The 17,601-nt window shown below is 60.9% G+C and carries 14 protein-coding genes; 5 read left to right on the top strand and 9 right to left on the bottom strand.

Going from position 1 to position 17,601, the window contains the following annotated elements:
• Positions 1-4: 4 nt before the first annotated feature.
• The 3 genes from LMG28727_RS12195 to LMG28727_RS12185 form a co-directional block, all read right to left on the bottom strand.
• The gene (locus LMG28727_RS12195; protein WP_201642576.1) at positions 5-1,219 is read right to left on the bottom strand and encodes a sensor histidine kinase; all 1,215 of its coding nucleotides are present in this window, start codon (positions 1,217-1,219) and stop codon (positions 5-7) included.
• A gap of 225 nt (positions 1,220-1,444) precedes the next feature.
• On the bottom strand, positions 1,445-1,870 hold the full coding sequence (locus LMG28727_RS12190) for a DUF3830 family protein (RefSeq protein WP_201642575.1): 426 nt from the start codon (positions 1,868-1,870) through the stop codon (positions 1,445-1,447).
• Positions 1,871-2,222: 352 nt separating this feature from the next.
• A complete protein-coding gene (locus tag LMG28727_RS12185) occupies positions 2,223-3,134 on the bottom strand; it encodes a helix-turn-helix domain-containing protein (RefSeq protein WP_201642574.1) in 912 nt (303 codons plus the stop codon).
• A 189-nt stretch (positions 3,135-3,323) separates the two neighbouring features.
• On the opposite strand from LMG28727_RS12185, the gene LMG28727_RS12180 reads away from it, so the two are divergent.
• A complete protein-coding gene (locus tag LMG28727_RS12180) occupies positions 3,324-4,334 on the top strand; it encodes a helix-turn-helix transcriptional regulator (protein ID WP_201642573.1) in 1,011 nt (336 codons plus the stop codon).
• A gap of 124 nt (positions 4,335-4,458) precedes the next feature.
• Here the strand turns inward: LMG28727_RS12180 and LMG28727_RS12175 are convergent, their stop codons facing one another.
• The 3 genes from LMG28727_RS12175 to LMG28727_RS12165 all read right to left on the bottom strand — a co-directional run bounded on the left by LMG28727_RS12175 (position 4,459) and on the right by LMG28727_RS12165 (position 7,655).
• Positions 4,459-5,874, bottom strand: a complete 1,416-nt coding sequence (locus LMG28727_RS12175) for an amidase (RefSeq protein WP_201642572.1) — start codon at positions 5,872-5,874, stop codon at positions 4,459-4,461.
• 96 nt (positions 5,875-5,970) lie between these two features.
• Positions 5,971-6,732 carry an ABC transporter permease gene (locus LMG28727_RS12170; RefSeq protein ID WP_201642571.1) on the bottom strand — a complete coding sequence of 254 codons (762 nt, stop codon included), beginning with the start codon at positions 6,730-6,732 and terminating at the stop codon, positions 5,971-5,973.
• A complete protein-coding gene (locus LMG28727_RS12165) occupies positions 6,729-7,655 on the bottom strand; it encodes an ABC transporter ATP-binding protein (RefSeq protein WP_201642570.1) in 927 nt (308 codons plus the stop codon). Before LMG28727_RS12165 ends, LMG28727_RS12170 begins: the two co-directional genes overlap by 4 nt.
• Positions 7,656-7,917: 262 nt before the next feature.
• Between LMG28727_RS12165 and LMG28727_RS12160 the strand changes: the two genes are divergently transcribed.
• Entirely contained in the window at positions 7,918-8,346 is a 429-nt protein-coding gene (locus LMG28727_RS12160; RefSeq protein WP_201642569.1) for a hypothetical protein, read from the top strand.
• Between the two features lie 266 nt (positions 8,347-8,612).
• Here LMG28727_RS12160 and LMG28727_RS12155 read toward each other — a convergent pair whose 3' ends face one another.
• Positions 8,613-10,229, bottom strand: coding sequence for a tannase/feruloyl esterase family alpha/beta hydrolase (locus LMG28727_RS12155; RefSeq protein ID WP_236591828.1), 1,617 nt, complete (start codon positions 10,227-10,229; stop codon positions 8,613-8,615).
• Positions 10,230-10,285: 56 nt separating this feature from the next.
• Positions 10,286-11,422 (bottom strand): OpgC domain-containing protein, encoded by a 1,137-nt coding sequence (locus LMG28727_RS12150; protein ID WP_201642568.1) that lies wholly within the window; start codon positions 11,420-11,422, stop codon positions 10,286-10,288.
• Between the two features lie 567 nt (positions 11,423-11,989).
• Between LMG28727_RS12150 and LMG28727_RS12145 the strand changes: the two genes are divergently transcribed.
• From LMG28727_RS12145 to LMG28727_RS34135, 3 genes are all read left to right on the top strand, one after another.
• Positions 11,990-13,201, top strand: a complete 1,212-nt coding sequence (locus LMG28727_RS12145; protein ID WP_201642875.1) for an acyltransferase family protein — start codon at positions 11,990-11,992, stop codon at positions 13,199-13,201.
• Between the two features lie 183 nt (positions 13,202-13,384).
• Positions 13,385-14,185 carry a TSUP family transporter gene (locus LMG28727_RS12140; RefSeq protein ID WP_201642567.1) on the top strand — a complete coding sequence of 267 codons (801 nt, stop codon included), beginning with the start codon at positions 13,385-13,387 and terminating at the stop codon, positions 14,183-14,185.
• Between the two features lie 64 nt (positions 14,186-14,249).
• On the top strand, positions 14,250-14,507 hold the full coding sequence (locus LMG28727_RS34135) for a hypothetical protein (protein WP_236591766.1): 258 nt from the start codon (positions 14,250-14,252) through the stop codon (positions 14,505-14,507).
• A gap of 52 nt (positions 14,508-14,559) precedes the next feature.
• Here LMG28727_RS34135 and LMG28727_RS12135 read toward each other — a convergent pair whose 3' ends face one another.
• Positions 14,560-16,464 carry an ATP-dependent metallopeptidase FtsH/Yme1/Tma family protein gene (locus LMG28727_RS12135; protein WP_201642566.1) on the bottom strand — a complete coding sequence of 635 codons (1,905 nt, stop codon included), beginning with the start codon at positions 16,462-16,464 and terminating at the stop codon, positions 14,560-14,562.
• Between the last annotated feature and the right edge of the window lie 1,137 nt (positions 16,465-17,601).

The following is a 17,601-nucleotide window of genomic DNA, read 5'->3' as shown; positions in this document are numbered from 1 at the left end:
CGACTCAATCACCTTGCAAGCGCATCGGAAAGGTAATCTCGAAGATCGTCCCTTCGCCTTCCTGCGAATCGAAACGAATCTGCCCTTCAAGCACCCGGCACAATTCCTTGACGATCGCGAGACCCAGACCAGCGCCGGGAATATCGTCGTCGGTGGCGCGTTCGAACTCCTTGAACACGCGCTCCCGGTCCGACGCACCGATGCCCACGCCGGTGTCCGACACGCGCAGCCGCCAGCAATCGTTTTCCACTGCGGTCATGGTCAACTCAATCTGGCCCACCCGCGTATATTTCGCGGCGTTGGTCAGCAGATTGAGCGCGACCTGCTTGAGCTTCAGCCGGTTGGAGACGACTTCTGTCAGCGCGATATCGAACGAGGTCTGAAGGCGCAGCCCCTTCGCTTCGATCGCGGATTCGCATGAGATTGCCAGTTCATCGAACAGATCGCGCAGTGTGAAACGCTCCAGCGCCAGCGGGCTGGTATCGCCGAGCACGACCGCATATTCGACCAGTTCGTCCACCAGCGTTTTCATATCCGCGGCCTGACGGTTCGCGAGCGCGAGGGCAGTCTCCGTTTTCGACGGCGCGCGGCTCATCAGTTGCAGCGCCATTGAAAACACGTTGAGGAAGTTACGCAGATCGTGCACGACGCTGCGTGTAATCTGCATTCGCGATTCATGCAGTTCGCCGACCAGCCGCTGTTTGAGCGTCAGTTCGTGATTGGCCCGTTCGAGCTGGCCGGTGTAATCGTCGATTTTGCGGTCGCGTTCGCTGACGACCTCGCGGATCGACGTCAGCGTGACGAAGCTCACGGCCTCGTCGATGAAATGACGGGCGCGTTCCTCATGACGCCGCGTGAATGACGGTCGCACCTCGCTATATTCGACGATCGCGCCGGTCAGCATCTGACGGAACAGATCGAGTTCGCGCACCAGTTCGTCGATCCGGTAGCCCTGTTTCCAGCGCAATTTGCCGTGCAGCCGCGCATCCCGTTCGATAGCGGCCCCGGCGTGATCGAGGTCCTGGTTTTCCAGCACGCTGCATATCTCGTCGAGAATATTCGGGATGTGATCGGCGAGTTGCTCGTAGGTCAACCGGTCGGATTCGGTCAGATCGGCATCATGGAAGACGGCCTTCATCCAGCGTTCGGTCAAATCGACCTGCTGCGAGCGCAAGTGCGCGGCGAAAGCGGCTAGCGGAGGGACGTGCGAGTCTGTCATGTAGGAGACCCTGGTGCCGCGCGGCGGCCGGAAAATTGAATGTTCCGTGCCCTGCCCGGTGCGCGCCAACCGGCTGCGGCCGCGCCCGGAAGGCACTTAAAAAGACTCAGGAGCGGTGTTGTGAGCGTTTCACAAACTGCTCCTGCCCCTCCAGTATGCGCGATTTACGGAACAGAAATTAACCAGGGTTAGGACGTGCTATTGCCCAATATTGCAGGTGCCGCTTCAGATCTTCTCGAACAGCACTTCCTGTGCGCCTTCCCACAACACCTTGGTGCCGAGTTCGCGCAGCTTCTCGCGACCCTCGACGACAGTCAGGAAATGGTTGCCCGCCAGCTGCCCCAACTTGCTCGCGAAGCAGCACGAGCCGTACGCGAGAATGATCTCGGTTTCGCTATAGCCACCCGGATAAAACAGAATGTCGCCGACGGACGGATGGCTCGTGTGATTCTCGAAGCTGACCGCGACGCCGTCGTTTTCGAGTTTGAAGTCGCCGAGCGGCACCCAGCAGCCCTCGCCGCTCCAGCGCACGTGAATGATCTTCTGGCGATACGGCAGCAGCTTCAGGAACGCGGCCACGGTTTCCGGCGCGTCAGGATGGGTTTCGGCGATGAATTCGTGGCCGCAGGAGGTAATTCGGAGTCGGGTCATCGGAGGAGTTCCAGGGTGACAGGTTAAATGGAATGGTCGGTCAGACGCGGGCTGGGCCACGCTGGATGCGCATCATTCTGTCGTCCGGTACAACGCTCCGACAGATACAGTTGCGTTTCACCCGGTCAGGCCAGTTAGACCGGACAGCGAGCGCTTATGCCCACCCGAGCGAAATAGCCCGTCCGGTCCGGCCGGGCCACGCCAGGGTCAACCACGCGCTCGCCACGAAAGTTCGTAGTTTGCAAGCCACGCGATGCACAGCAAACTGCAAGACGCGTGTGATTCCGTTCGGAGCACGGGCAAGTCGCACCTGTCCGTACTTTCCGCTCCATGGTTTCTACCGTCGAGCCGTTCATCCTGCCAGCCGGTAGGCCAGCGGCGTCATCCCGTAGCCACGCTTGAACTGCACGGAGAAATGACTGGCGCTCTCGAAGCCCACCGCGATGGCAATTTGCAGCACGGTTTGACGGGTGGCGCGCAGCAGCCTCGCCGCTTCTTCGAGCCGCAAGCGCGACACGAAGCCGTGCGGCGTCTCGCCAGTCTCGCGGCGAAACACGCGCGCAAAATGAAAACTGCTTAGGCCCGCCTGCTGGGCCAGATCGGCAATCGCCAGATCGGCGGCAAGATTGGCGCGGATGTAGTCGGTCACCCGGCGAATCCGTCGAGGCACGAGCCGTTCGGGCGGCACAGTCAGCGCGCGTTGCGCAAGCCGGCCGCGCGAATAATGTTGCAGCAGATGGGCCGCGAGCGCGTGAACCAGCGTGTCGGCATAAAGACGCGAATCGGCGGGGTCGCCGGCAGCGCGATGCAAAGCGCCAAGCATGGCGGCAACGAGCGGATCGCGAAACTGCATCGCGTCGCTCAACGCCAGTTCACGTGAACCGCCCAGCTCCATCTGGTCGGCAACACTGTCGATCAGGCTGCGCTCGACGTGCAAGTGAACGGTGGACAGCGGCTCGTCGCTGATCGAATGCCAGCGCCAGGAGATCGGTGCGGATGGCACGAACCAGACATCGCCCATGCGCAGATCGGCGCTCTCCCAGCGTCCATTCAGATTGCGCTCGAGGTGTTCGGCGCCGCTCGCGAGCGTCATTAGCGTGAGGTCCTGCAAGCCGGGAGCTTCCAGAAGCGCCTGCTCATCCGGTTCGAGATACGAGCGCAGCACGAGGTGCCGCCACGGGCGATTCACGCTCGACACCAGTTTCTGACCCGCCATATAGCGGTCGTAAGCAAGCGTCGTGGTCAACTTTGGAATTCGCGTCATCACATTCATCCCAGGGAGACGCCGTATGCAAGGAAAACACCTGTTGCACCCGCGTAGCCGGCCTGTCGGTCGTGGTCGGCGCAAGAACCCGAAAATGATAGCAAGGAACCGGCTACCGTAATGTCGGGAAATAGCTAATCATTCAGCTTGTCGTCTTTCATGCGTTTCGAACGCCGGAGCTACCGTTTCATGGAACACGAATGCGATACGCTGCCGCATTGGCTGGCTGGCTCGCCGCAAGGCGAAACCGGGCCCGCATCGGCAGCCTGTAACCCTGCGGTGTCCGCACAACCGGCCTACCCGGCCGGCACGCGGCAACCGGGGGCGTCAGCCCACGCGGCTGAAGCATCGAGCACCTCGAGAAGCGCGGGCCGCCCTGCCACAGGTGCGGCGCCCACGGGTTTTCTCACGCTCTTCACCGAGGAGGAAATCGGCACACCGTCGCCAGCCGCGAGGCGTAGTGCGCCGTTCATCAGTCCGCTGGGGCGATTCAACAATGCGCAGGACCGCATCGAATTCGTGCGGCGGCGCATCAAACAGTTGGGCTTCGAGTCGTTCAGCTATACGGCCACGCGCACGTCGGCGCATCACAAGACGATGTTCGTGCTGACCAGCTACGAATCGCAAACCTGGCTCACGCGCTATTTCCGCGAGCGCTATTTCGACATGGACCCGCGTGTGGCACTCGCGTCGCCGACCGGTATGCCATTGCTGTGGAATACCGCCGACATGCGCGCCGATCTGCCGCGCGCACAACTGCGCAGCGAGCGCCTGAGCGGGCTGATCGACATGCTGGAGGCAACCGGCCGCAAAAGCGGGATTCTCACGCAGATGCCGCTGCCCGAGCCGGAGTTGAGCGCGAGCCTGTGCTTCAACTCGGAGATCGGCAATCCGCGCTGGATGACCGAATCGATCGTGGCCGAAACGCTGATGTTCGCGCACACGATCCACGAATTCATCTGGACCCACGCCAAAAGCGCGATCGGTATCGCGCCCGCGCAGCAACAGCGTGTGGCGTTGAGCCAGCTGCAGCACGCGGTGCTGAAGGCGGTCGTACAGGGACAGCGGGACAAGGAAATCGCGTATTTCCTTGGGCTGTCGCCGCATAACGTCGACTATCATCTGCGCCGTTTGCGACAGTTGTTCAACGTGCGTAATCGCGTGCAGTTGATCAACGTCGCGCACGCGTATGTGTCGTAGTTCAGATCGTGGAAGACGCGACGTAACCTGATTTGACGGCGAAAGCCGTCAAATCAGCTGGCGCTGCTAGGCAATGCGGCGTGGTGGGTTCGTGGACATCGGCACTGAACGCCCACGCGCTGGCTCAACTCGCCTGCGGCTTTCCGCTAGCCCACGTGCCGATGATCTCCTCGATCGCCCGCGCCGCCGACAACAACGCCGCCTCGCCACGCGGCTTGCCGACAATCTGGATCGCCACGGGCAAGCCGCTAGCGCTCATCCCGCACGGAATCGCGATGACCGGCATGCCGGTGAGCGTCAATGAATAGGTGATCGCGAGCCAGTCGATGTAAGTCTCGAAGTGCTGGCCGACCGCGTCGCGTATGTCGCGCATTTCAACCGGAAACGGCAGCACGATCGAAGCCGGACAGATCAGCACGTCATAACGTTGCAGCAGCGCATTCAGCTTGTAGAACAGCGCGCTACGGGTACGCTGCGCCGTGCGCATCGCCTGATTGTCGAGTTGCAGGCCGAACTCGATGTTCCAGATCACATTCGGGTTCAGTACGTCGCGGTGCTGGGCCAGCACCTCGTCATAATTCGTCGCGTAGGCGATGCCGCGCAATGCGTGGAACGCCTGCTTCGCGCCGCTCAGATCGATATCGCTTTCGTCGACGCCGATGCCTTCCGACGTCAACCGGTCCATTGTCCTGCGGCAAATGGCGAGAATCTCCGGCTCGACCGTCGCGATGCCGAGCCCTTCGCTGAACGCCACGCGCGCCGGGCGCTGTGCTTTGCGCGCATGGTCCAGAAACGAAGTCGCAGGTTCGCGCAGCGACAACGGCGCGCCGTCGACTTCACCGCACATCGCGTCGAGCAACAACGCTGTGTCGGTGACGTTGCGCGCCATCGGTCCGTGAATGCCGAGCGTGTCGTACGGATTCGCGCTCGGGCCATACGACACGCGACCCGGCGAAGGACGCAAACCGACCACGCCGCAGAACGCCGACGGGGTACGCAACGACCCCGCCAGATCGGAGCCTTGCGCGACCCACGCGGTGCGCGACGCGAGCGCGGCCGCCGCGCCGCCGGACGAACCGCCCGCCGAACGCGACAGATCCCACGGATTGCGCGTGATACCAAACACCCCGTTATACGTATGGCCGCCCGAGCCGAACTCCGGCGTGTTGGACTTCGCATACACCACGCCACCGCGCGCTTCGAGCAGGCTCACACCGGCATCCGACGTATCGGGAATCCGGTCGCGATAAACCAGCGAACCACGGGTGGTGCGCACACCGGCGACATCGGTCAGATCCTTGATCGGCACGGGCAAACCGCACAGCAGACCCCGCTCGCTCACCGGCTTTTTCAGCAGCGCGTCGGCATGCGCGTGCGCGCGCTCGAAACACAACGTGGGCAGCGCATTGACCTGCGACTCGACGCGCGCCACCTGCGCGGCGAGCGTGTCGAGCAGGTCATGCGGACTCACGGCCTGTTCGCGCAACAGATCGACGACTTCACACGCGCTTCGCTCAATCAGACTCAAATCAACGGACATGATGACTATCGACTCCGTGGTAAGGGTGTCCGTCAGTCTCTCATGCCGGGTTCGATTTTGCGCACAAGCTGGCGGTTCGATCGACACGCCCGCGCATCAGCTTTTCAGCCGATAACCCGTTCTGAATATCCAGCCGACAATCAGCAGAAACACCGCGAGAAACAGTGCGGTCATCGCGAGGCTGATACCCACATTCACATCGGCGAGTCCGAAGAAACTCCAGCGAAAACCGCTGACCAGATAAACGATCGGATTGAACAGCGTGACGACGCGCCAGAACTCGGGAAGCATGTTGACCGAATAGAAGCTGCCGCCCAGAAAGGTCAATGGCGTGATGATCAGCAATGGCACGAGTTGCAGCTTCTCGAAACTATCCGCCCAGATACCGATGATGAACCCGAGCAGACTGAACGTCACCGCCGTCAACACGAGAAACAGAATCATCCAGAACGGATGCTGCACTTGCAGCGGCACGAATAGGCCCGCCGTGGCGAGAATGATCAAGCCGAGCAGAATTGATTTGGTGGCCGCCGCGCCGACATAACTCACCACGATCTCCAGATACGAAACCGGTGCGGACAACAACTCGTAAATCGTGCCGGTAAAGCGCGGAAAATAGATGCCGAACGACGCATTCGAAATGCTCTGCGACAGCAGCGACAACATGATCAGACCCGGCACGATGAACGAGCCATAACTGATGCCGTCTACTTCCTTGATCCGCGAGCCGATGGCCGCGCCGAACACGACGAAATAGAGCGACGTGGAGATGACCGGCGCGATGATGCTCTGCATCAGCGTGCGCCAGGTGCGCGCCATCTCGAACTTGTAGATCGCGCGGATTGCATGGATATTCATTGGCCACCCCGAAGCAGACTGACGAAGATGTCTTCAAGCGAACTCTGCGTGGTATGCAGGTCCTTGAAACGGATGCCGGCGTCATCGAGCGCTTTGAGGAGCGCGATGATATCGGTGCGGCCACCCTCGCCTTCATAGGTATAGATCAACTCGTTGCCGCCCTTCTCCAGACCCAGCGCATAGCCGGCCAGCGACGGCGGCACCTGCGCGAGCGGGCTTTCCAGTTGCAGCGTCAACTGTTTCTTGCCGAGCTTGCGCATCAACTCGGTCTTCTCTTCGACCAGCATGATCTCGCCGCCGCTAATCACGCCGATGCGATCGGCCATCTGCTCCGCTTCGTCGATGTAGTGCGTAGTCAGGATGATCGTTACGCCGCTTTCGGCGAGTCCGCGCACCAACTTCCACATATCGCGCCGCAACTCGACGTCCACGCCGGCAGTCGGTTCGTCGAGAAACAGCACGCGCGGTTCGTGCGCGAGCGCCTTGGCGATCAGTACCCGGCGCTTCATGCCGCCCGACAGCGTGATGATCTTGCTATCGCGCTTCTCCCACAGCGACAGGTCGCGCAAAACCTTCTCGACATACGCCGGGTTCTTCGGCTTGCCGAACAGCCCACGGCTGAACGACACGGTGGCCCAGACGGTTTCGAACGAGTCGGTGGTCAGCTCCTGCGGCACGAGGCCGATCAGCGAGCGGGCACCGCGATAGTCGGTAGCGATGTCGCGGCCGTCCACCGTCACGCTGCCTTCGCTCGCGTTGACAATGCCGCAGATGATGCTGATGAGCGTCGTTTTGCCCGCGCCGTTAGGCCCGAGCAACGCAAAGATCTCCCCTTGGTTAATCGCCAGATTGATATTTTTCAGCGCATGAAAACCGCTGGCATAGGTTTTCGACAGATTCTTGACCGAGACGATTGGCTGCATGGAATCGACGATGGCAGACACCGTTGTTAAGTTGGGAAAATAAGTTGGGAAAAGCGCTTCGATCATGCAAGCGCCCCCGCAATGTAATGGAAAGTGGGAAAGCCTGCAGCGCTTCGACGTGCACGCTCCGGGTGAACCCTGTGTTGGCCCCGCACAGAGTCGGCCGACGCGGCGCGGCACCTGAGGCACACCGCTTGCGGCAGATCATGCATGCGAGCGACAGACGCTTGCGTGAGATCAACCCATTCTATGGAGGTGGACCATGAAACACGTGACCAGGGCGGTTCTGGCTTCGGCACTCGTGATGGCGCTGTCGGGCGGTGCGTATGCACAAGCAGGGGGTGGTGGAGGCGCGGGTGGCGCTGGGGGTGCTGGCGCTGGCGCAGGTGCGGGTGGAGGTTCGGCGGGCAATGGCGTGGGCGCTGGCGGCGGCACGACCGGTGGCGCAGGCGGCACGGCCACACCGGGCGTCGGCACCGGTTCGATGCGGGCGCCGAACAGTTCCGGCTATGGCTCACCGGGCGTGACCGGCACTGGCGGCGGCATGGGCACAGGCACGGGTGCCACGCCGAATAGCCCGTCGATGAGCGGCTCCGGCGGCAGCATGAGCAACGGCATGAACAACGGTACGCGTACCGGCACCGGTAATAACGTGAACGGCAACCCGGGCACGATGCAGAACGGTCAGTAATGGCGTGTTGATCGGATTGATCGCGCAGTGAGTGCCATTCGAAATGCGGCAGTGCGATTGAGCCTGATGTGAAGTGCGCTGCAGGGCGGAACCGTCAGACGTGGCGGTCCGCCCTTTTCATTGCGGTCATCGCCACTGCTCGACGTTGAGGTTAAGGCTCATGTAGAAATAGAACCCGCTTACAGGACCCGATCGCTTTTTCAACACTTGCGCAGTTTTTTCATTGGAGCGACGCGCCCAGCCACTTGTTGCAAAACACCCTGGTCTCACGGCTCCACGCACGTAAAACTTCCGGCGAGATTCACATTCCCTTTGCCGGCATAACGCGGAAACAGCGGGTAACGGCATAACGGACGCGAGCGTCCATTCGTCGCTGGCGCGATATCGGTGGCCGTCAACGTTTCGGGTGCGACGTCGTGGGTGACCCAGTTGTCGAGCGCACCCAGCAAATCGACCGAAGGAATGAACACGCCGCCGCCGTGTTGAAAACCCGGCACCATATAAAGGCGCATGAAGCCGTTCACCTGATCCGTGCCGAAGCGGTCGATCAATGCTTCGTAATAGCCGATTGTCTGGTTAGGGCTGATGACCTCATCGGCGAGACCTTGCAGCGTGATGAGCTTGCCGCCGTGCGCGATATAGCGCGACAGGTCGGGGTTCATTGCACCGATTGTCTGCGACAGCGCGACCAGTTGCGCGACATATTTGCCCGGATTTTGCGGATCGAATTTCAGCGAATCGAAATTTGCATCACGTGTGACGAAGTAGCGGACATAGCCGTCGCCTTGCGCGAACAGGTAGCCATTGCCGAAGAAAGTCGGTACGGGCAAACGTTCCGGTTGATGCGCGAGTCCAAGCAGCCCGGTCAGATGCGTGCCCTGAAAGAGGTTGTAGCCACGATAGCCGCCAATGTCCCACGCCAGTTTGTAGGGCAACGTCAGGCCGTCGCGCATCACGAATAACGTGGCGAGTTGCGCATCGGTGAGGCACTCGTTGGTGGACGGTGAATCGGCGGTGCAACGTAGTGAATCGATGATTACCGGTTCCTGCTTGCGGCAAGCTTCGACATTGCTGACTATGCCATCCGCCGCACCGTCGAGCCGGTCGCAAACCTCGAGCGTGCGTTGATAAACATGTTCCAGCAACGGCGGCGGAATAAAGCCACCATGTGTCGCATATTCCGCGTGACCGAGCTTCACACCAAGCAATCGCACGCCGGAAAAATTCAACGCGGGAGAATTCGCGATCACGCCGTCGTAATCGTCAGGATAGCGCTGCATCACGGTGTAGCCTTCGCGGCCACCGGTCGAGCCGCCGGCAAAATACATCCGCTGCGGCGGCTTGCCATAAGCGCGCTGAATCAGCGCAAGCGCGACGTCATGGGTTTTCTTCAGATGGGCATAGCCGAAATTCGTCACGGCTTCGTCGACCAGACCGAACACCGCCAGCGACGAATCGCCGACATGCCCCGAGTCGTCGCCGAACGTCGCATAACCTTGCGCAAGCGGTGCACGGTCCGGTGAAAACGGCATCACACCTGTGCCGCTCACCACTACGCCGTTGTAACCGCCGCCGCCAATCTGCAGCGCCCGCCCGTTCCAGCGGCGCGGCAGATTCAGATCGAAACGGATATCGGGCGTGGTCGCTTCGAGCGCCTTGATGCGGCCAGTGATGCGGCAATACTCGCCGCCTTGCTGATTGCCTGGCGCGGTCGCGCCGACCATCGCCGCGCTGTCGATCTGCGCGCCTGCGCTCGGCAATGCGATGAGTTCGGGGGGCAACACGGCGCCGGCCAGTTCCGCGCAATGCAGGCTGAGCGGTGCACCTTCGGACGCAGCAAATACGGGATCAGCGACGACACACAAAGACGCCGCGACGGCCATCATCAAGACGAGCGTCCGCTCCTCGATTGTCGAACGTGAACGGTGCCATCGCACCGTCATCCGGCACCCGCGCCGTGGTTGGCAGGCGCTGCCGATTGTTGTCCTTTCCAGCCGCTCCAGCCGCGCGCGATCATCAGCACCGCGCCGATCGCAACCAGATCGCCGCCAAGTCCGACCAGCACGCCGCGAAAGCCATGAAACATATGAGGCGTAGCGGTATCGACGATCAGCGACACGAGCGTGCCGGCGACAAAACAGACGAGGCCCGTGCGCCCGACTGTCACGACCGCCGGCAAGCGCTGCGCGAGCCACGCAACGCTGCCCATGCGCACCAGTTGCGCAGCCAGCCACGCGATGACGACGAAGTTGATCACGCGATCCACCGACAGGTTCTGTTTAAGCGTGCCGGGCAACGGTTGCGTCAGCACGAAAAGTTTGACGATTGCAAAGGTCAGCGCGGCGACGACCGCGGCACGCGTGAGCCAACGCGCGGCATCACTTGTCTGAAAACGCTCGCTGACAGGCTGCACGCGACTCAGCACACCGAACACGAACATCAGTTGCCACGCAAACGGATTAAAGGCCCAGTCGGACATGTCGTCAATGCTGAATAACGAGGCCAGCGGCCGCGCGAACGCCCAGATCGTCACGCTCGATGCCAGCGCCAGCAGCGACGAGCGGCGCGCAAGCGGCACGACGAACGGCACGCACAACGCAAAAATCACGTACATGGGCAGCACGCTCGACAGATACGGTTGACGCCGCAATAGCGCGATGTCGAACGCCTGGCGCAGCGGTTGACCTGCGAATGGCGGCCAGCCGCTCAACTCGACCATTGGCGGATTCAGATGCAACAGTGCAAGGAGCGCGCCCGATACCAGCGTCAGCACCGCCGTCAACAAATACGCGCGATAGATTTCCCAGCAACGTCTGACGAACCGCATTTTCGCCGCGTTCTCGCCGCGGCCCGCCAGCACCGCTGTATACGCCGCCGCCGATGCATAGCCGCCGAGAAACACGAACACTTCAGCCGAATCGCACATCGCGTACGCGTGCAACATCAGATGCGATAGCGTGCTGCCCGGCATATGGTCTAGCACGATGACGATCAATACCAGGCCGCGAAAAAAATCCACTTCGATCGAACGTCCCCCAGCGGGACTTCCTCCACTGCGATCGGAACGGATTTCCATACGGCACTCACTGGTTGACGCGCGCCACGCGCTGTGAAAGGCGGCGATGCACCGCCGTTGTTCGTAGGAACACCATGAGAATAAATTGTTCCCACTGCCTTTGCGCGCGCTGTCGATGGGCGCTGACAACCGGCCTTTAGTTATTCAATGACGAACGGCAATCTGAAATTCAGCTGTCGGCATGCGGTAATACCGAGTCGCCGCGTCTTCAATTTGCGGCAAGATTTGCGGCTTTTAATCACAAAATACTCATGCAATCGGTCATCAACGGCGAAAAAAATTGCGAAAAGTAACGCGCGATTTTTTTCGCTTTTTTTCATCGTACGATGGCTTCATGCTCGATCGCATGAGCTTGCGCGCAGCGCGCGAGGCTCTCATGACGCGGCGGCCATTCATGTGGACCGGACACGCCGCCGGCTGATTGCAGTCAGCCGGCTCGCTGCGCGTCATGACGACGCCGTCCATTCGCCACGGTCGACTTTACCGTCACCGATGCGCGCCGGTCCCGCCTTTACCGCCCTGAACGGCAGCGCCATGCGCGCCACCTTCGCCGAGGAAGACGACCCCATGAACAACAGGATTGCCGGCTTCGACGGATTGCGTGCCATCGCAGTCCTGATGGTATTTTTTCAACACCGCCTGTTTGGCGACATCGGCGAGATCGGTCATCTCGGCGTGTGGATTTTTTTCGCGCTGAGCGGCTTTCTGATCATCGGCATTCTGTCGTCGCAGCGCGTACGCATTGAAGCAGGCGGCAGCCAATTCGGCGCGGAACTCAGGCGCTTCCTGTTTCGTCGGACCGTGCGCATTTTTCCGATCTATTACCTGATGCTGGTGGTGATGTGCGTGCTGATGGCGTTCGGTTTTGCGAGTCCCGAACTGGCGAGCGGCATGCCGTTTCACTTCACCTATCTGTCGAATATCTGGATCGGCTCTGTGCTGCATTACTGGCCGGGCCGCTACTCGCATTTGTGGAGTCTCGCGATCGAGGAACAGTTTTATCTCGTGGTAGCGCCGCTTTTGCTGCTGCTCTCGACGCAGCGGCACCGCACAGCGTGCTGGGCAATCGTCGCGATCGGGCTGGTGTCGTTACTGGCGATGCGCGTTGCGCATTGGCAGGAGATCACGATTTACACGCATCCGCTGACTAACTTCTGGTTGCTGGCACTGGGGGGTATTTGCGGGTTGATGATCGCGGGAAAACGGTCACATGTACGCGTGTGGCTTGGACATAGCATCACGCTGTTTGCGTTGTGTCTGGCGCTGATTGCGCTATGCGCAACCGAACCGGCGTGGAGTCAGGTGAACAACCCCTTGTGGTTCACCGCGATTAGCGGTGTATACGGCGTCTGCATTGCGGCACTCGTGGGTTCGATTGCTTGCTGCCGCAACGCCGTGGTGATCGGCTTTCTCGAAACGCGCTGGCTCGTGAGCTTTGGTCGGATCAGCTACGGTTTCTATCTCTATCACAACCTGATCCCCGACCTGACCCGCAACCATCACGCAGAGGCGCTGTTCGGCGGCACGGTGCCGGTGTGGGCGCATGCGGTGGGGATCGTTGCATCGTTTGCGATCTCGCTGGTCATCGCCATCCTGTCGTGGCGACTGATCGAAGAACCTGTTCTGCGACTCAAGACGCGCTCGCGTACCCAAACGAGCCCCGCTCGTCCACTCGACACGCGAACTCCCAGCACCTCCGCCACACGCGAACGTGCCGGCCACGCCGACCACGCCAAACGCAGACTGCGCGAAGACAGCACCGCTTCGGATGTGGTCTAGCCACGCGCGCATTACGTTCCGCTTGCAGGCAGCGGCTTTGACGGCGCGGTATCATGCGGCCTCAATTAGCCGGCTGCTTCCGGCCTCGCGCGACACGCAGGCATGGAACAGGTCAAACGATAAAAACAAGCCACGCGCGATGCCACCGCTTCGAACCGCGCGCCTGGTTCGCGGACCTCAACGATGTCTCATTTCAATTTCGCCGACGGCATGCTGGGCGCTGGCCTGCAGAGCCTCGATCTGTATGCGCTGCTCGGCATCGTCGCTGCACTCCTGCTCGGCGGGATGGTTAAAGGTGTAGTCAGCATCGGCGTGCCGCTCATCGCCATGCCGATCCTCAGCTACTTCCTGCCGATCAAGGAGGCCGTGCTACTGCTGTCGATGCCGATCATCCTCGGCAACATTCCGCAGGCGCTGGAAGGCGGCGACATGCTGCCCACCATTCGCCGCATCGCCGCGCCGCTGATCGGCACGGTGATCGGCAATCTGGTCGGGGTGATGGTGCTGATCTCGCTCGCACCGCACCGCGCGCAAGCGGCAGCGGGCGCGTTGCTGATGATCGCGGCACTACTGCTACTGGCTTCGCCACGGCTGACGTTGTCGCCGGCATGGGCAAAGCCCGCCGGATTGGGGTTGGGTTTCGGCGCTGCGCTGATGGAAAGCATCGCCTCCGTGCCCGGTCCATTGCTCGCGATGTATCTGATTGCAACCGGCGCAACCGGCAAGGCGTTCACGAAGCAGATCGCGATCATTCTGGTGGTGTCCATCATTACGCTGGTCGCTGCATTCAGCGGCGGTGCGCATGCCAGTTGGAGCGATCTGGCGATATCGGCTTGCGCGAGCGTGCCGGTGATCGCCGGCATCCTGCTGGTGCGGCCTTTGCGAGACCGCTTGCCGCCTGGCGCGTTCCGGGTGCTGGTTCTGGTATTTGTCGTGATTGCGGCCGCGCAGATGATCTGGAAATCCGGCGTGCTTCACGCGTAGAAGTGCGCGGGGTGGGTACGCGTATTGCTGATCAACGACATGTTCCATCAACTGGAGAATCGTTGTGGCAAATATGGCCAATCGCCCGAATGAGCCTGAGCGCCAAGCTGAAGAGGACCCCGGCAGCCCGCCCACCGAACTATCCAAACCGATTGGCGACGCCATTCCCACGCCAGTCGAGCCGGGGCTCGATCAGCCGCTGCCGAAGAAAGGCGAAAACCCACCGCCTGCTGCCGACCAGCCCAGCGGTACACCTGATCCGCTAGGCGACACTGAAACGCCTCCGGGTGTTCCTCCACCCAGCGGGTCGGACTTTGCATAACGACTGTGATGGGCCACGCATGCTCGTGATGTCGCGTGGCCCCTTTTGAAGTTCAAGCCGCTTCCGGCTCGTGGACGATCTTAAGCGTGCTTTTGTGCTCCCTGATCAGCCGATAAACGGTTTCTCCGGGCACGGTTTCCTGTTCGAGCAATTCGTCGGCAATCGCGCGCAACACCGGCTCGTACGCATGTAAAAGCCCAAAGCACAACTCGTTCAGCTCCTTGAGCAGAACGTTCGCGTGCCCGATCGCGTTTTTCATCTGCAAGCCTGCATATTGCGACGGCAATGCGGCGAGGCTGAACAGATCGCCGTCGTTGTTAAAACCAAATTTCGACACCATGTCGAGACTGATCCGCGACGCTTCCTGCAGATCGGATGCAGCGCCGCTGGACGCTTCCGAGAACGTCAGAATCTCCGCGTTACGTCCGCCGAGCAGCACCTGGATTTCATTGCGGATTTCCGTCTCGCGATACAGGTGCTTGTCTTGCGCCTTGGTGATGAGCGCCACGCCCAAAGCACCGCCTCGCGGCAGGATCGTGACTTCTTCCAGCACTCCGGTACCCAGCAGCGCGGCGACCAGACCATGGCCTGCCTCATGCACGGCAATACGCGTGCGTTCGTCTTCGCTGAGCGCGCGCTCAGCGCCGCTGACGTCGCCGATGCGCGCAATCTTGATCGCTTCCATGAAATGCTTCGACGTGATCTCGGTGTCGCCTGCCTTGCGTGCGACGAGACCCGCCTGATTCACGACCATCGCGACCGTGGCCGGCGACAAACCGGTAGTCAGACGTGCGAGCTGGTCGTAGTCGATATCGGCGGATTTCGATTTCAGCTTCTCCGCATAGAAACGGAAAATCTTGGCGCGGTCTTCGCGATCGGGCAACCGGACCTGCACGGTGCGATCGAACCGGCCAGGGCGGCGCAACGCCTCGTCGAGATTGTCTGGATGGTTGGTCGCGGCCACGATGATGACCCCTTCGTTCGAAGCGAAGCCATCCATTTCCGCAAGCAACTGATTGATGATCCGGTTGCTCTCCGCTTCAACCGGACCGCCGCCCGTATCGGTACGTTTCGCCAGACCGTCGGCCTCGTCGATGAAAATCACCGTGGGTGCATTCTTGCGCGCCAGTTCGAACAGATGTTTGACCTTCTGGATACCGACACCGTAATACTTCGCGCTGAAGTAGCTACCCGTGATTGAAATGAAACTCGCGCCGCATTCGCCGGCCAGCGCCTGTGCGAGCCGCGTCTTGCCGACACCGGGACCGCCCACCATCAGAATGCCGCACGGCGCGCGCACGCCCATCGACGTGAACTGTGTCGGATCGGACAGATAGCCGCGAATATCCGCGAGTGCGGCCTTCGCTTCGCCCGCGCCGATTACGTCGTCAAAGCGCAGCGTAGGTGCCTCGCTGAGCAGCGTCGCGCCGCCGCGCATTTCGCGCCGCATGAACCACACCATCCCGCCGATCAGCAACAGCGGCAGCAGCACACTGATGCCGTCGCGGAACTGGTCGAATGCCTGCACCCAACGCGCGCCGCCGGTCTGAATATCGGCATCGGGAAGCCACACGAGCTGATACGACGCGGCCTCGCCGGACTTGGGCTCGCCGAGCAGCAGCGCATGCGAGAAGGTGGCGTTGTGATCGGTGACGAAGTACTTCAGACCGTCGCGCCTCGATACCAGAATCGCGCTGGGACTCACGCCGATGGCCGCGACGTTCGCGTCGTGAATATCGCGCAGCATTTCCGACGCGTCTTTCTCTTCATGCGTCCAGGCCGACGGGTCGTGACGCATCTGGCTCGCGACGCCGGTCAGTGCCGCCGCATCCGGATCCTTGCGATGCTGCGAATACCAGAGGCCCACCGCAAGCAGCACGACGAGCAGCATCGCGGCGACTACGACGGCAATTTTGTGTACGCGTCTTTTCCCAAGCGAGTTATGTCCCGGCTTCATGAGTCACTTCCAAAAACGGGTTCTGGCGAACCCTGGTACTTGTCAAAACAGGTAGGTGAAGGCGGCGGGGAAATGGGCTGATACGACAGCCAGCGTTTTGTCGAAGGAATCAAGGACAACCAGGCATGCGTCCCTTTTAGCCGTTCTCACCGTGGTCAGTATGCGGGGTGAGAGCGCGTCGCAAATCGCCGAAAAGGCCTATTTCTACCGTCTATCCAGCCATTTACGCGGCTGAAATGTGGGGAGCGAACGATGCGCTGCCACGCGCACTATGCTGCTCAGGCGCACAGTTTATCAGCGCTAAATTTATCGCGTACTTGGTATAACTATTATTAACCGCGCCCCATTTAAAAGCGGAAAAAGTTACGGCAAAGATCTTTATCGCGCGAATAGAAACGATGGGGATTGGCGTCGTGCTCATTGGCAAATCTGACTGCCCGCGCCGCGCATGAGCTACGCGAAAGGTGACGGACACGCGTGTGCAGTTGATTACTGACAAGGAAGATGATCGTTGACCGGCACCCGGAGAAGGGGCGATCGGAGAAGCGGCATCGATTCACACCGCTGAAGCCACCACGTGGGGACAAGATAATTGGGTCGATGAGCGGCGGACTTCTGCGAGTCCGTCGCTCATCGCCACTTGTTTTCTCTCAGGTCCTACTATTTTTTTGTCGATGCTGGCGCGCATCGATCTGGTCCTCCTCTGCTGCACTGCCCGGTCGTTGCACCCGGTAACTCAAGCGGCCGCGCGCCTTGTCAGCGCGATGCCGCCTTTTCCTGCCCGCCTGTCCAACAGCCTTGCGATGCGCTGCCGCTGACCGGCGCTCAATTCAAATGTTTCTCCCAATACTGATGGCCGGATACAGGCATCAGCGTCGGCACGCCCCCGCGCGACAGGTACTTCACCACGTTCTAGAGATGGTCCAATTGGGTGTCCACCAGACTGGCCGAACCTCGTCCCCCGCATTGCGCGGCAGGCGCCCGGTTTCGCTCGGCTCATCTTTGTTACCCCCAGCAATTACCCGCTAGCAGAGCGATGACTACGCGCCCTTTGCGCAACGGCGGGTCGTTGACGCTGTCGGCTAGCGCAGTTGCGATTTCGTGCCGGGCGACACATCAATATGGGTCGCGCCGTGG

It is taken from the genome of Paraburkholderia metrosideri (assembly GCF_904848625.1).
In the GTDB taxonomy this organism is placed as follows: Bacteria; Pseudomonadota; Gammaproteobacteria; order Burkholderiales; family Burkholderiaceae; genus Paraburkholderia; species Paraburkholderia metrosideri.
This window is presented reverse-complemented; position numbering and strand designations above follow the sequence as displayed.

What these genes read in the sequence shown, in the direction of transcription:
- LMG28727_RS12195 (WP_201642576.1), bottom strand. Translation starts at nt 1,219, where the DNA reads ATGACAGACTCGCACGTCCCTCCGCTAGCCGCTTTCGCCGCGCACTTG.
- LMG28727_RS12190 (WP_201642575.1), bottom strand. Translation starts at nt 1,870, where the DNA reads ATGACCCGACTCCGAATTACCTCCTGCGGCCACGAATTCATCGCCGAA.
- LMG28727_RS12185 (WP_201642574.1), bottom strand. Translation starts at nt 3,134, where the DNA reads ATGACGCGAATTCCAAAGTTGACCACGACGCTTGCTTACGACCGCTAT.
- LMG28727_RS12180 (WP_201642573.1), top strand. Translation starts at nt 3,324, where the DNA reads ATGGAACACGAATGCGATACGCTGCCGCATTGGCTGGCTGGCTCGCCG.
- LMG28727_RS12175 (WP_201642572.1), bottom strand. Translation starts at nt 5,874, where the DNA reads ATGTCCGTTGATTTGAGTCTGATTGAGCGAAGCGCGTGTGAAGTCGTC.
- LMG28727_RS12170 (WP_201642571.1), bottom strand. Translation starts at nt 6,732, where the DNA reads ATGAATATCCATGCAATCCGCGCGATCTACAAGTTCGAGATGGCGCGC.
- LMG28727_RS12165 (WP_201642570.1), bottom strand. Translation starts at nt 7,655, where the DNA reads ATGCAGCCAATCGTCTCGGTCAAGAATCTGTCGAAAACCTATGCCAGC.
- LMG28727_RS12160 (WP_201642569.1), top strand. Translation starts at nt 7,918, where the DNA reads ATGAAACACGTGACCAGGGCGGTTCTGGCTTCGGCACTCGTGATGGCG.
- LMG28727_RS12155 (WP_236591828.1), bottom strand. Translation starts at nt 10,229, where the DNA reads ATGGCCGTCGCGGCGTCTTTGTGTGTCGTCGCTGATCCCGTATTTGCT.
- LMG28727_RS12150 (WP_201642568.1), bottom strand. Translation starts at nt 11,422, where the DNA reads ATGGAAATCCGTTCCGATCGCAGTGGAGGAAGTCCCGCTGGGGGACGT.
- LMG28727_RS12145 (WP_201642875.1), top strand. Translation starts at nt 11,990, where the DNA reads ATGAACAACAGGATTGCCGGCTTCGACGGATTGCGTGCCATCGCAGTC.
- LMG28727_RS12140 (WP_201642567.1), top strand. Translation starts at nt 13,385, where the DNA reads ATGTCTCATTTCAATTTCGCCGACGGCATGCTGGGCGCTGGCCTGCAG.
- LMG28727_RS12135 (WP_201642566.1), bottom strand. Translation starts at nt 16,464, where the DNA reads ATGAAGCCGGGACATAACTCGCTTGGGAAAAGACGCGTACACAAAATT.